Below are 13,940 nucleotides of genomic sequence, written 5' to 3'. Positions count from 1 at the left end.
GATGGTGTCGGGTCAGGTTCTCAGGAGAATTCTGATGCGTAGGAGGTCGAGGTTGGCTCTGCCGTAGCCAGCCCGCTTGAGGAGTTTGGCTCTGGTGACCTGGCCTTCGACCTGGCCGGAGCTCCATGGGCTGGAGAGCCCGGCCATGACCGCGTCGTGGTCGCGTTCGAGACCGTCGGCGAACTGATGGAGGTGGGGCAGGTCGTCGCCGCGGACTTGGTCGATCCAGGCTGGCAGGCCAGCCCCGTCCCGCTCGTGCATGAGCGTCGCGAAGGGGCGGACGTGCCGGACCGTGGCGTCCAGCTCGGGGCAGAGGGCTCGGATTTCCTTGAGTCCCTGTAGGTCGCCCACGCCAAGGAATTCTGGGTTGGTCATGATCCAACGAAGGGCCCTGCGGGGCTTGGGCGGTGTCCATGGAGTCGGCGGTGGGATGGTGCCGAGCTTGAGCTGACGGATGTAGGCGTTGACGGTGCTGCGATCGCCGCTGAAGCCCTGGTCGCGCACCTCGCGGAAGAGCTGGGAGGCGTTGCGGCAGCCCTCGGTGAACCGCTGGTAGAGATAGGGTTTGTAGTCGTCGAGCTTGGTTCGGCGTTGAGTGACCTTGACCAGGAGCTGGCGGACGTCCGGCGTGCGGGCGTAGCGGCGGACCGCGTAGTAGTCGAGATGCAACTCGCGGCTGATACCGCGTAATGACCGTCCTTCTGCGCGGAGTTGCTGCACGGAGGCGTGCCGCTTGAGCATCGTCGGAACGATGCGGCGGGGCCGACCGCGGGAGTCGAGCATGCCGTCCGGCATCGGCGGGACCAGCTCGCCTACCGGTTCCGTTCCCTCATCTCGACCAGGCAGACGAAGGCATGCGTAGTGTCTGGTCACGCACTTCTCCACGGCCTGGGCGAGGTTGTGCCAGACGTGCCACACGTCGGCGACCTGAACGGCCTGGGGCGCCGCCCGCCTCGCGGCCTCCGAGTAGGCGGAGGCCCGGTCACGGCAGACGATCTCCACTTCGGGATGGCCGGCGAGCCACCGAGCAACCGGCTCGGCCTGGCGGCCGGGCAGCACGTCGATTGGCTGTCGAGCTTCGAGGTCCACCAGCAGCGTCGCGTAGGTATGCCGTTTGAGCAGCGCGAATTCATCGACGCCCAGCACCCGCACCCCTCCGGTCGCTGGCAACGGAACGGCCCGTAGCATCCGGAGCAGGGTGTCCTTGGCAACCGGCATGCCCAGCTTGACCGCTAATCGGGCGCCGGGCCTGCCCGCCAGGGCCTCGGCAACCCGCGCCAGCAGCGCGCGAAGCACTGGCGTGTACCGGGCATGCGGGCTGGTCAACCCTGGGATCTGCTCGACGAAAGTGACGGCCGGGCACCAGGTTGAGCCGCATTTGAAACGACGCACGGAAATCTCGATCACGACCGGCACACCGCTGGCCGGCGCGTCGGACACTCGCCGCACGTACCGGCCGTGCACCCGCCGAGACGGCATCCCGCAGCGCGGGCATCTGACTCGGGGCGTACGACACCGCGTACGAAACGTGACCACGTACGTACCCACTCGGACCGACTCGACCACCACACCTGAAAGTTGGGGCAGCACCTGCCCCAACCCCTCTGAACTGCACACACAGTTGATGCCCAGCTCAGACCGACACCATCACAAGATCAGCGACAGACCCCTTATAGCTGTACCGACCTGTGCACATTCTGGTGTACGCCGACAATCCGGTCGATCGGGAGCAAGGTGCCGTCCAGGAATGACGAACGCCTTCGTCCGTTCCGTCGCCATCGCTTCGTCTAACGTCGGTGCGAGCGTGTCCAGGACTTCGACGGCCTCGCGGATGTAGCGGTAGACCGTCGCGATCCCGATGCCGAACCCGGTGGCGAGTTGGGCGTATGTGTCGCCGCACCGCAAGTGGGCCAGTACCAGCAGGGCCTGCCGCCCAGCCGTAAGCCGCCGCCACCGGGTACCGACCTCCCGTCGTCGGACAACGAGTTGCTCAGCGAGATACCGCAGGGTGCGGCTGGACGGATCTATGGACGACGGGTAGACAAGCGCAGAAGCTCCTGGCGGCGCGGGTGATCTTGGTCGAGAACCCGTCTACCAGGAGCTTCATCGTTGCGTAGAACCGTCCAACATGCGGTCGCAGCCGTCAGTTTGGAAGAGGCTCAGTAACCCGTGGCCATTCCCTGCCCTCGCTATGCGTCTTATCTTCACGACATGCCGTGGCTCTCCCGGACTGCAACCCACATTCAGAGACGGGTGACGGAATGAACGCCTCCGTGATGGCGGCCCTGGCCGGTGCCAGCGCTGCGCTGCTGGGCGCGCTCGTAGCCTCGCTGGCGACCAGGCGTGTCGAGACTATGAGGTTACGCGCCAATTTGGTTGAGAAGGCAGAAGATCGCAAACTGGCCGCCCTCGAAGGATTTCTGCTAGCCGTGACTTACTGGCTCGACTGGATCGTATTCACCGAGGAAGTCGGATGGCCGGGGAGGGACCTTGGCGAGCTAAAGGCGCTGGTCAAGGCAAGGGATGACGCTTACCGGCGCCTCTTGCTGCTCGCGTCGGATGACCTATACCGCTGGTTAACCACCACCTACAACCCACAGGAGTACCGCCTCAAAGCCGGTTATGTGAGAAAGCTCCGTCTCGGAGTGGATCTCAGTGAACACGACCTCGATCTTCGCCGCTCTTTCTCTCGTCTTCTCCGCGAAGATCTCATCACCCACTTCCGACCGGAGGTCTCAGCTCTACGTGACCCTACGCATCCCCGAAATGAACGCCGGTGGCGTTCCACACTGTGACGATGGCAGAAAGCAATGAGGGCTTACCTGACGCTGCGCCATCAGGTCCCGTGGGACCTGATGGCATTCCTCCAGGACGCGCACGAGCATCGCGGCGTGCTACGGCAGGTCGGGCCGGTGTACCAATTCCGGCACATCGACTTGCAACGTCACCTCGTTCAACAGCAACGCTGACTGATTCCTAATGCCGTCTGTCAAGCCGCGAGAGCAGCGGGAGGTGCGGCCTCATAGCGTCGGCCGTCGCGCAGGAGAGTCCAGAGGACGTTGACGCGGCGGCGGGCCAGAGCGAGCACGGCTTGGATGTGGAGCTTGCCCTCTGCGCGTTTGCGGTCGTAGAACCGGCGGGAGTCCTCGCAGTGCCGGATGCCGTAATAACGCCGAGGGGTAGAAGACCCGTTGGAGGCGCCGGTTGTATCTCCGCGGGCGCCGAAGGTCTCCGCTGATCCTTCCGGAGTCACGAGGCACCGGTGATGCTCGCGCGCTGTGGCGGCACTCGCTGACCTCCCGGAGGGCCTACCGCGCCGGCCGGTGCTCCACCACATTGGTGCCCGCGACCCGAACAGAGCCGTTCCGCGCCTGTAAGAGCCCTGCCCTCTGTGGGCGGGGGGGGGAGGGGCTTGCCTCGGGGGCAGTGCGCGGAAGTGGTGGGGGTGCGCTGGTGGAACCAGGGCGCGCGGCGCGCACTTCGCCCGGCAGGGCCAGCCGCCCGGTTGACGGTGTCCTCCACTTCGGCGCGGTTTCAGGCGGGCGGTGGTGTGCACTTTGATCAACGAGACCGTCCAACGACAGCCCCCAACACGATCAAGTGTGTAGAACCGGGCGTCACCTGGATCGATGAAGCCGCCGACGTGGATGGCGCCTGGTACATCGGGCGTACCTGCTGACCGGGACTGCCCTCATATTTCGGTGCGGCCCGTCGCTCCTGCGGGCGGGCCGCACCGAAATTTCCCCGTGACTTCAGGTGTGTTGAGGAGTTGCATTTCCGTCCAGCCGGATAGGGGCAGCGAACTGACCAAAAGCGTGTGAGACCGCAGGCGGGAGATGATCCAGGATTTCGGTTCCTTGGAGCGCGTGCCACTGATGGGTTGGGATGCTGACTGTTCTGGGACGCAGCTTGCCGGGTTCCTGGGAGTCCGAGCATGGAGGTGTTGCCTCTCAGGCCGAGGGCTTGAACCCGGGCGGAACAAGGGCATCGGTCGGCCCGCTCCCGGCCACAGGATCGGCGGTGAGTCGGGCTCCTCAGTGGCGTGTACTTCGAATACCTCGATCACAGCCACTAGGGCGCGTATCGAGTCGTCATCATCGGGTGGTCCTGGTGAGGTCTTTGATCCAGATCATCGAGGCGTGCAGGTGGAGACTGGCGAGGTAGCTGTCGGGAGTTTTGTCGTATCGGGTGTCTCACCGTCCCAGTTCCGGCTTCCTGGTACGTCACGCTCTGGGGCGGGTGAGGCACGTGGAGCCGACGTGAGTCGACCGGTGCACTGATGTCCGGGCGGGGACTCATGGGACATGGCCCGGCACCCGGCTCAGGTTCCGGGGAGGATACGGCGCGTTTCGTAGGCCCACATCGCGATCTCGACCCGGTTGCGGGCGCCGAGTTTGGCCATCAGGCTGGCCAGATGCGTCTTCACCGTGCTGAGGCTGATGTGTAGTGCATCGGCGATCTCGGTGTTGGTCAGCCCGCGGGCGACGGCGAGGAGCACCTGCTCCTCGCGGGCGGTGACGGGGGAGACCGGCTGGGCCGCGGGCCGGCCGGCGGGCAGGTCCGCGAATGCCTGGAGCAGACGGACGGTGACGCTGGGCGCGATGAGCGCCTCACCGTCGGACGCCGACCGTACGGCCTGCGCCAGAAGGTCCGGTCCCGTGTCCTTGAGGAGGAATCCGCGGGCGCCCGCACGTAGTGAGCCGTAGACGTACTCGTCGAGGTCGAACGTGGTGATGACGACCACGACCAGCGGGTCGGCGACGCCCGGGCCGGCGACCAGCCGGGTGGCCTCGAGCCCGTCGAGTACGGGCATGCGGATGTCGAACAGGCAGACGTCGGGGCGTAGTTCGCGGGCCAGCCGTACCGCTTCGCGCCCGTCGGCGGCCTCGCCGACCACCTCGATGCCGGGCTGGGCGTTCAGCATGATCCGCAACCCGGTGCGGATGATCGTCTGGTCGTCAGCGACGAGGACGCGAATGGACACCGCTCTCGCTCCTCGCTCTCGGCAGTTCGGCTTCGACATGCCAGCCCCGGTCGGTACCCGGGCCGGCTCGTAGTGTGCCGCCGAGCAGGGTCGCGCGCTCGCGCAGTCCGGTAAGTCCGTATCCGTCGTGACCCTGGCCGGTGCGCCGGCCGTTGTCGCGCACGCTCAGCCGTACCGTGTGCCGTTCCGCGGCGACCCGGACGACGAGCTCGGTCGCGTCGACCGCATGGCGCAGCGCGTTGGTCACCGACTCCTGCACGATCCGGTAGACGGCTGCGTCCACGGCCGGGGGCAGCGCGTCCAGTTCGCCGTCGAGCCCCAGGTCGACCCTGAGGCGACCACCCGGGGTGCGCACCAGGCGCTCCAGATCCGCGACTCCGGCAGGGGGCGCCAGCTCGGCGCCGACCCCGCGGTCGCGCAGCGCGGCGACCATGGCGCGCATTTCCTCCAGCGTGCGCGCCCCTTCCTCCTCGATCCCCTCCAGCGCCTCGACGGCGGCGGACGGGTCGGTGCCCGCGACCACCCGGCCCGCCTGGGCGGTGATCACCATGGCCGACACGTGGTGGGCCACCGTGTCGTGCAGTTCCCGGGCGAGCTGCTCGCGCTCGCGGGAGCGCACCTGCTCCAACTGCCGCTCGCGAGCGGTCACCCGGAACCGCACGGCAGCCCCGACCACGCCGGGCAGCAGCAGGAAGACGAAGCCCACGACCTTTTCGACGACCGGGGTGTCGTACGTGACGACACACAGTGCGCCGACCGTGACGATCACCGCGCCGCCCAGCACGATCTCGCGTCCCGATCCCCACCGGGGCAGCGCGTACACCAGCACCAGCACGACCGCGCCGGTGTCCAGGCCGACGGGCTCGCGCGATGCGGCGACGAGCGAGGCCACCGGAAGCAGGAGCACCGAGCCGAACGCCATCGTCACCATCGCCAGCGGGCGCGTCCGGCGCCACAGGAGCAGCAGGCACAGCCATACGGCGAACACCACCGCCACCGGCCGCCACTCGACGTTCTCGCGCAGGGTGGCCTCCAGCACCACACCGCCCAGGCCCGCGGCGAGCAGCGCCCAGTCCCGCCGCACCCGGGCGGGCGCGTCGGGCGGCCGGGGTTCGGTCCACAGGGTTCGCAGGTCGTCTCGCAGCACGGTTCTCAGCGTAGGGACCGCGCCGTGCCGCGCATCGGCCGAAAGGACGGGGACGCACTCCGACTTGGGGCCGACGGATCCGCGGCCCGCGAGCCGATGCCGCGGAGCGCCGTGGCGACGAGCCTTACGCATCGGCGGTCGTACAAGGACGGCCGACGAGGTGGTTGGAGGATCCGATGCTCTCGAAAGCCCTGTTGCGCTTGGGCGCAAGCGCCGCCCGCCATCCCTGGCGGGTGATCGCGGCATGGCTGGTCGCCGCCACGCTCGCCGTCCTCGCCGCCGTCGCCTTCGGCGGGCGGAATGCGGATTCGATGACCGCTCCCGGACTGGACTCCCAGCAGGCCGCGGAACTGATCGAGCGCGCCGGCACCAGCCAGGAGGGGATGACCGCCCAAGTGGTCGTCACCCCCCTCGACGGCGCTGCGACGTTCTTCGACCACGACAGCGCGCGCACCGCTCTCACGCGGCTGCAGACCGAGGTGAACGGGCTGCCGCACGTGCTCGGCACGAGCGACCCGGCGGGGGCACTCGACGCAGGCGGGGACACCGCCGTGCGCGGCGGCCTCGTCTCGGCCGACGGGCGGATCGCGGTCGTCCGGGTGCAGTACCCCGACCAGAGCCGGCTGTCGGCCGAAGACCTCGACGCCCTCGTCGATCTTGGCGACCGGCTGCGCGCCGAACTGCCCCTGCGCATCGAGATGGGCGGGAGCCTCTTCTACGCCTTCTCCGATCCCGACGGCGGCGCGAGCGAGTTGATCGGCCTCCTCGCCGCGGCCGCGATCCTGTTCCTGGCGTTCGGTTCGCTCGTCGCCGCCGCGCTTCCGATCGGCATGGCGGTCTTCGGACTGACCGTCGGGGTCGCCACGATGACGGTACTGGCGGGGGTCACGGACGTCCCCACCTTCGCACCGGTCCTGGGCAGCATGATCGGGCTCGGAGTGGGCATCGACTACGCGCTGTTCGTGCTCGCCAGGCACCGGGAGTACCTCGCGCGCGGGCTCGATCCGCACGAGGCGGCCGGACGAGCGGTGGCCACGGCGGGGCGGCCGGTGGTCTTCGCCGGCGGCATCGTCGTCGTATCGATCCTCGGCCTGGCGGTCGCGAACGTACCGTTCATGACGGTGGGCGGGCTTGCCGTCTCGATCGTCGTTCTGACCATGGTGGTCGCGTCGGTGACGCTGCTGCCGGCCTTCCTCGGCGCCGCCGGCCCACGCCTGGCCCGGGCGGGCCGGATCGGCCGGGCTCTGCAGACCAGGAAGCCGGGCCGACTCGCACGGCGGCGGGACCCGGCGGCAGGCACCGCCCGCGCCGCCGGGTGGCGTCGCTGGATCGGGCATGTCAGCCGGCACCCGGTGCCGTACGCGGTCGGCGCGGCGGGGCTGCTGCTGACCGCGACGCTGCCGGTGCTCGGCCTGCCCGACGACGGCTCACTGCCCCACAGCCGTACCGAGCGCCGGGCCTACGACCTCGTCGCCGAGGGGTTCGGCCCGGGCACCAACGGTCCCCTCGTCATCGCCGCGGACCCCACCGGTGATCCGGGAGTGCTGGACCGACTCGTCGGGGCGGTCGCGGCGGATCCGGGCATCGCATCCGTCGCGCCGACACACATCGATCGGGCCACCGGCATCGCGACCCTCGTGGTGTTCCCGACCACCAGCCCTCAGGACAAGGCCACGGCCGACATCATCGCCCGGCTGCGCACCGACGTGCTGCCCACGGCGATCGGGCATGGCCCGGCCAGGGCCCACGTCGGCGGCGCCGCCGCGAGCCTGTCCGATGTGGGCCAACGCACCAGCCAACGCCTGCCGGTGATCGTTGCCGCCGTGCTGGCGATGTCGTTCCTGCTGCTGATGCTGGTCTTCCGCTCGATACTCGTACCGCTCAAGGCGGTACTGCTGAATCTGCTGAGCATCGGCGCGGCCTACGGCATCATGGTCGCGGTCTTCCAGTGGGGCTGGGGAGGCGCACTCATCGGGCTGGAAGCGACGGTTCCGATCGTGTCGTTCATCCCGGCGTTCCTCTTCGCCATCCTGTTCGGCCTGTCGATGGACTACGAGGTGTTCCTCCTCTCCCGCGTACGCGAGGAGTACCTGCGCACCGGCGACAACGGCACGGCGATCGTTGAGGGCGTCTCGGGCACCGCCCGGATCATCACCTCGGCCGCCCTCATCATGGTGGCGGTCTTCCTGTCCTTCGCCGTCGCCGAGGACCCCTCCACCAAAATGTTCGGGCTCGGCCTGGCCACCGCGATCTTCATCGACGCCACGGTCGTACGCATGGTGCTGGTCCCGGCGACCATGACACTCCTCGGCCGGACCAACTGGTGGCTGCCGAAGTGGCTGGACCGGATGCTTCCCCGCGGCCCGGCCGGCACCGACGCGGAATCCACGGGTGAGGCCCCGCGTCCACGGCTGGTTGACCGTTGACTCAACTCCTGCCCGCCCTTGGCGTCCGGCACCTCAGGGGACCCGCAGGGCCGGGTGACGTCGTACAAGTACAACAACAACGACGTCCGCACCGAAACCGCGTACCCCGGTGGCACCGTGCAGAAGGTCGACGTCGACAAGTCCAGCCGTCCCGAGAAGATCAAGGCAGCCTCCCCCAAGGGCACCCTGGTCGACCTCGCCTACTCCTACGGCTATGGCACTGGTGCCGCGACCGACGGCGACAAGATCCGCACCAGCACCGACGCCGTGACCGGGCTGAAGACCAGCTACAGCTACGACGGCGCGGGCCGCTTCTCCTACGCCGCGGAAAACAAGGGCTCCACCATGAACGAGTCCTGGCAGTACTGCTACGACCTGGCCGGGAACCTCACCAGCCAGGGCACCGAGAAGGGTTGCCCCCGCGGCACCACCTACACGATCAACGACGCCCAGCAGATCACCGCGAAGAACGGCTCGGCCACCAACTGGTCCTACGACAAGGAGGGCCACGAGACCGCCGCAGCCCCGACCCCGAAGGGCACCAGCACGGCGAGACCTGGTCGGACCACAGCCAGCTCACTTCCCTGACCGTCGGCGGCAAGACGTATGGGGGCCAGTACGGCTCCACCGACCAGAGCGAGCGCATGAAGCTCGGCGACACCTACTCCCACGCCGCCCCGCGCCAAGCGGCATCACCGCAGCCGACGCCGGACAACGCCCCGTCCGAAGCCGGCTCACAACACAGTCTGGCCAGTGTGCCCCGCGCACTATGCCTACCCCTGTGCGAATCTGCGTTGGGGTGTCACTGGTCTGTGTGTGGGGGCTGGTGGGTGGGGTGTGGGTCTGGCTTGGGCTGATGTGGGTGTTGGTGTCGTCGGGGTGACGTGATCATGGTGTCGTCGTGGTGACGTTTTGCTTGTCGGCGTGGTGCAGATTCCTGAGCGGTGGGTGAGTGTACGCCGGGCGGTGATCCTTCTTTCTGGTTTGGTGAAGTTCCCTGTTCTGTTTGCTGGTTGGCGGACTGTGGGGTGTGGCGCGTTGTGGTCGCATGCTGGGGGCGCGGTATGGGATACGCGGACCGGAGTGATGTCGGTGATTTCCGTGGCTCGGTGTCTGGGCCGGTGGTGTCCCGGGTGTTGGGGCGTGAGCAGGTGGTGGGTCGTCTGCTGGTGTTGGATGGTCGTGGGGAGCTGACTACGGAGCATGTGCGGCTGGCTGCTTCCTCGGCGGGGGTGTCGTTGCGGACGGTGTGGCGGTGGGTTGAGGCCGGTCGTGATGGGCGTGTGGTGCCTGTTGTGCGGGGGCGGTTTCGGATTACGCCTGAGCTGCATGCGCGGCTTGCGGGGTGGTGTGGGAACGCGGCTGCGTTGCATCGGGAGTTGACGGCTGAGGGCGAGCGGGCCCGTGAGGAGGGCAGGGGTGCGCCTGTCGTGCCGTCGTTGGCGACGCTGCATCGGGCGATCCGTCGGGATCTGAACGCGGGGCAGCGTGCGGCTCTTGTGGGTGGGGAGCGTGCTAGGCGCCGTCATGATGTGCATCTACGGCGTCCGCGTCAGTGGCGGAATGCCTGCTGGGAGGCGGATCACAAGCATGTCCCGGTCGAGGTGCTGCTGGACGGGGAGTTGGTGTTCCCGTGGGTGACGTGGTTCATCGACTGCGCCACGGAGGCGATTTTGGGTGCGGCGGTCACGCCGCACCAGCCGTCCAGGGATGCGATCCTGGCTGCTCTGCGGATCGCGCTCTTGCGTGACGAGGAGTCCGCCGGCCCATGCGGGCCGATGGGCGGGCTGCCCTCGCTGGTGCGTATCGATCGCGGCGCTGATTTCCTCTCTCATACTGTTGCCGATGCTCTGGGCCATTTCGCTGTCCCGGTGCAGTCGCTGCCGCCGTACCGGCCGGACTTGAAGGGGTCGATCGAGAACCTGAACCGGTGTGCTCAGAAGATGTTCTTCGCCTCGCTGCCCCGCTACATCCACGCCCCTTCGACCCGGCTGCGTCCTGGTGCTCGTAGTCGGGAGGCCGATGAGGCGGCGCCGTTGCCGTTCGCTGAGTTCGTGGCGCTGCTGCTGGAGTGGGTGGGGTGGTGGAATACCGGGCACACCAGCCAGGCGCTCGGGGGTCTCACGCCGTTGGGGGCGTGGCGGGCCGATCCCACACCGATCGAGGATGTGGAGCCTGGCTTGCTGTGCCGGTACACGCTCGCCGATGACGGACGTCTGCGCACTCTCACGGCCAGCGGTGTGCGCTGGCAGAACCGGTATTACGTGGGGGAGTGGATGCATGGGCAGGCGGATGCGGGCACGAAGGTACGTATCCGCTACATCCCTCACCATAACCACGTGATCGAGGTGTTCGACGCCGTCAGCGGTGGGCATCTGGGCTCGGCGCATCTTGCGGATGCGGCCACACCTGCGCAGCGCAAGGCTCACCGTCGCAGTAAGGACGCCGAGAAGCGCCGTCTGGCGCGTGCACTGGCCGCTGCCTCCCGGCACACGCGTTCGCGCTACGCGGCGGTCACCGAGGCGGAAACGCCGCAGAGGCTGGGAGCATTGACGGTCTTGGAGGCCGAGCGGGACCTGGTTGAGGGCTACGGTCCTGGCCTGGCGGCGCGGGCGTTGCCGGACCTGGTCCCGCCTCGTGAGCCCCCGGCCGGGTGGGCGCGCCCCGTGGAGCGCTCTGGCGACGTCACACACCGGGCACCGAGCGCGCCGAATGAGGAGGGCTGAGCGGTGGCCGCCGCCGGGCACCGGGGTCTGCTGCCGCGAGAGCGCGATGACCACTTCATGCGGCTGAAGGACGCTCAGGTCGTGGCCACCAAGGTCTTGCTCGAGGTACGGGAGAACATCCGCGCGGCGATCACGGCCCAGGCGATGATCTGCATCTACGGCGCTACCGGCCACGGTAAATCTCTGGCGGTCAACGCCTCCCTGCGCGAGTTGGCTCCCACGGTGACGCGCCGCATCCGTTTTCAGGCTCGGCCTACCACTCGCGGCTTGCGCCATGAGCTGTTCTACGCCCTGGGGCTGCCGGGCCGTCCGCCATCTCAGCCCATTGAGTTCGACCGCGTGTTGCGGGCTGCTCTGCAAGAGCCGCGGCTGCTGGTGTGTGACGAGGCGCAGTGGCTGTCCAAGCACTGTTTCGAGTATCTGCGCTATCTGTGGGACGACCCCGATATCGACCTGACGATCGTCTTCACGGGCGGCGACGGGTGCTTCGAGACGCTGCAGAGCGAGCCGATGCTGGAGTCGAGGGTCTACATCTGGCAGGAGATCCCCCGCATGCCGCTGACTGAGGTCCAGGCGGTCATCCCGGCCTTCCACCCGCTGTGGGCCGAGGCCGGGCCGGACCTGATCGCCCTGTGCGACGGTGAGGCGGCGCATGGGAATTTCCGCGCCTGGGCGAAGATCACTCACCAGCTCCTGACCGGGATTGAGGAAACCGGGCGCGGGGCGGTGGACGAGGACATCCTGCGCTGGGTCTACAGCAAGCTCAGCCATCGGGGGCAGCGGTGCTGATCTGCCCCGATCCACCGCCGGTCACCGTGGTCCTGGACCCGGGCGACGACCTGGTGCACACCCGCGCGGCGCTTGCGGCCCACGCTCCCGCAGCTGGCTGGCTCACGGTCCATCCCACGCCGGGCACCGACTCCACGCTCACGCTGGCGTACGACGTCCTCGCGGCTCTGGGGAAACCCGTGCCCCTGACCGGGTACCGCCACTTCGACACAGGGCCGGCCTGGACGATCGCCGCCGCCTGGGTCCTCGCGACCCGCACCACCCATCTGATGCTGCTGCGCGCTCACTTCCTGACCCCCTACCGCCTGCGCGCCCTGCTGGAGCTGCGCCAACGCACGGGTCTTCGCCTGACCCTGGTCTGTCACCGGTCCCACCTGCCCGTCCCCCTGGAGCGCGTCCTGGCCGGGGTCCGCCATGATGCGGCCGATGCGACAGCTCTCCTCCCGCCCGTGGAGCAGCCGACCGAGGACGATGAGCCTTCCGCTGTGTACCGTCCGCTGGCGCACCGCTGGATCAACCTGCCGGCCCTGACCACGCTCGTCGCCTACGACAGCGAAGCCGGCCCGTGCCGCTGCTCTGCGCCCATGGCAGCGGACCGGGACTTCTTTCCGCCCTTGATGCCGCTGGCCACTGAAGCAGAGGTCGCCTTCCGTCTCCACCGTGCCACCGCTCACCCGTACTTGGCGGCAAAGCTCGCCACGGCGACGTTCACCGCGGCCTCCACCACCCAGCTCGATACCGCACACGTCCACGACCTGGCCCCGGACGCCACGGCCATCACGCTTCACGACCACGGACTCCGGCAAGGCTGCATGACCCACCACGTCCCACCCTGGGCCCGCCCGCTCCTGATGGCCGCGGCGTTCGTGTGGCGTATCCAGGCCGGCACGGACGGCCCTCTCTTCAGTAATCCTCTGGGGAGTATCGGCCTACCACGCCTGACAGCCTTCGCTGAGAGCTGCAAGCTGCGCCCACCCCAGCCGCCCCGCGCCAAGCGGCATCACCGCAGCCGACGCCGGACAACGCCCCGTCCGAAGCCGGCTCACAACACAGTCTGGCCAGTGTGCCCCGCGCACTATGCCTACCCCTGGGCCACGGGCCCCGATCTGATGGAAGGGTGCCCGCACCCGCCTCCCCACACCCGCCTGACCATCGCCAGGCGGAAGAAGGGGTGGTTGCCACCGGACTACGGCCTGCGCTCCCTTCAACCTCCGCGCTGAGAACCAGGCTGTCACCATGTACGGCACGGATCACAGGTGTTGAGCTTGGCGCTGATCTTTCAAGCAGTCGTTGTGGCATCTGCACTTCGATGTCACCGCGGAAGTCATGCGGTGTCACCGTAGTTGAGCAGGATCGATGACGTCCTGATGCGCTGATTCCCGGTGTCATGGCGTGACGGATTTTGATGACAGCACAGTGCAGACACTTCGATCATCGGGCGACGGATCGGGGTGACTCATCCGTTCCAGACTCAATCCGCGATGTATTTTGAAGCAAAACCCAACCCCGCTACTCCACAACCATTGGGAGGATCACTCCTTACTGCCGGGCCGTCAGGCCCGTTAGGTGGGCCGCGCGGAGCGTGGCGCGCCTGGTGACGCGGAGCTTCACGGGTAGCTGGAGCGCAGCGGAAGCTACCACGGGGGCACAGTCCCCGCAGGCTCCGGGAGCGTAGCGGACGGAGCATCAACTAGGTTGCACAGCAACCTAGTTGAGCGGGACGCGCAGCGTCCCGCCAGCGCTCCCGCGGAGCGGGAGCGCAACACCCTCGCGCAGCGAGGGTGTTCGCTTGCGCAGCGCGCAGCGCTGCGGTACCCGCTCTGTAGCTTATACACAACTACGAGCCCACCAGACGGAGCTCTATCGCG

10 protein-coding genes and 2 pseudogenes are annotated in these 13,940 nt (G+C 68.1%); 7 read left to right on the top strand and 5 right to left on the bottom strand.

Annotated elements, in window-relative coordinates; all coding sequences use genetic code 11:
* Positions 1-12: 12 nt before the first annotated feature.
* Both ACWGI2_RS39675 and ACWGI2_RS39670 read right to left on the bottom strand, forming a co-directional pair.
* Entirely contained in the window at positions 13-1,536 is a 1,524-nt protein-coding gene (locus ACWGI2_RS39675; RefSeq protein ID WP_453700928.1) for an ISL3 family transposase, read from the bottom strand.
* A gap of 176 nt (positions 1,537-1,712) precedes the next feature.
* A pseudogene (locus ACWGI2_RS39670) lies at positions 1,713-2,028 on the bottom strand (helix-turn-helix domain-containing protein); the annotation flags it as partial.
* A 233-nt stretch (positions 2,029-2,261) separates the two neighbouring features.
* Here ACWGI2_RS39670 and ACWGI2_RS39665 point away from each other — a divergent pair.
* A complete protein-coding gene (locus ACWGI2_RS39665; RefSeq protein WP_453700810.1) occupies positions 2,262-2,795 on the top strand; it encodes a hypothetical protein in 534 nt (177 codons plus the stop codon).
* 194 nt (positions 2,796-2,989) lie between these two features.
* Here the strand turns inward: ACWGI2_RS39665 and ACWGI2_RS39660 are convergent.
* Positions 2,990-3,263, bottom strand: a pseudogene (locus ACWGI2_RS39660) (IS110 family transposase); the annotation flags it as partial.
* Positions 3,264-3,391: 128 nt separating this feature from the next.
* Between ACWGI2_RS39660 and ACWGI2_RS39655 the strand changes: the two are divergent.
* The gene (locus ACWGI2_RS39655) at positions 3,392-3,679 is read left to right on the top strand and encodes a DUF6355 family natural product biosynthesis protein (RefSeq protein ID WP_453700809.1); all 288 of its coding nucleotides are present in this window, start codon (positions 3,392-3,394) and stop codon (positions 3,677-3,679) included.
* Positions 3,680-4,321: 642 nt separating this feature from the next.
* Here the strand turns inward: ACWGI2_RS39655 and ACWGI2_RS39650 are convergent.
* The gene (locus tag ACWGI2_RS39650; RefSeq protein WP_356749419.1) at positions 4,322-4,984 is read right to left on the bottom strand and encodes a response regulator transcription factor; all 663 of its coding nucleotides are present in this window, start codon (positions 4,982-4,984) and stop codon (positions 4,322-4,324) included.
* On the bottom strand, positions 4,959-6,131 hold the full coding sequence (locus tag ACWGI2_RS39645) for a sensor histidine kinase (protein WP_453700808.1): 1,173 nt from the start codon (positions 6,129-6,131) through the stop codon (positions 4,959-4,961). Before ACWGI2_RS39645 ends, ACWGI2_RS39650 begins: the two co-directional genes overlap by 26 nt.
* Positions 6,132-6,307: 176 nt before the next feature.
* On the opposite strand from ACWGI2_RS39645, the gene ACWGI2_RS39640 reads away from it, so the two are divergent.
* The 5 genes from ACWGI2_RS39640 to ACWGI2_RS39620 all read left to right on the top strand — a co-directional run bounded on the left by ACWGI2_RS39640 (position 6,308) and on the right by ACWGI2_RS39620 (position 13,292).
* The gene (locus ACWGI2_RS39640) at positions 6,308-8,557 is read left to right on the top strand and encodes an MMPL family transporter (RefSeq protein WP_453700806.1); all 2,250 of its coding nucleotides are present in this window, start codon (positions 6,308-6,310) and stop codon (positions 8,555-8,557) included.
* Positions 8,558-8,611: 54 nt separating this feature from the next.
* Positions 8,612-9,145, top strand: coding sequence for a hypothetical protein (locus ACWGI2_RS39635; protein WP_453700804.1), 534 nt, complete (start codon positions 8,612-8,614; stop codon positions 9,143-9,145).
* 566 nt (positions 9,146-9,711) lie between these two features.
* A complete protein-coding gene (locus ACWGI2_RS39630; RefSeq protein WP_453700927.1) occupies positions 9,712-11,283 on the top strand; it encodes a Mu transposase C-terminal domain-containing protein in 1,572 nt (523 codons plus the stop codon).
* A gap of 3 nt (positions 11,284-11,286) precedes the next feature.
* Entirely contained in the window at positions 11,287-12,072 is a 786-nt protein-coding gene (locus tag ACWGI2_RS39625; protein ID WP_453700802.1) for an AAA family ATPase, read from the top strand.
* The gene (locus ACWGI2_RS39620; RefSeq protein ID WP_453700800.1) at positions 12,066-13,292 is read left to right on the top strand and encodes a hypothetical protein; all 1,227 of its coding nucleotides are present in this window, start codon (positions 12,066-12,068) and stop codon (positions 13,290-13,292) included. The genes ACWGI2_RS39625 and ACWGI2_RS39620 overlap by 7 nt, the downstream gene beginning before the upstream one ends.
* Positions 13,293-13,940: the final 648 nt, after the last annotated feature.

It is taken from the genome of Streptomyces sp. NPDC054866 (genome assembly GCF_053610745.1).
Note: the sequence above shows the minus strand (reverse complement) of the source record. Positions and strands in the feature narration are given on the sequence as shown.

Excerpts from the sequence above, each read along its gene's own strand:
- ACWGI2_RS39665 (WP_453700810.1), top strand. The coding sequence starts at position 2,262 with ATGAACGCCTCCGTGATGGCGGCCCTGGCCGGTGCCAGCGCTGCGCTG.
- ACWGI2_RS39640 (WP_453700806.1), top strand. The coding sequence starts at position 6,308 with ATGCTCTCGAAAGCCCTGTTGCGCTTGGGCGCAAGCGCCGCCCGCCAT.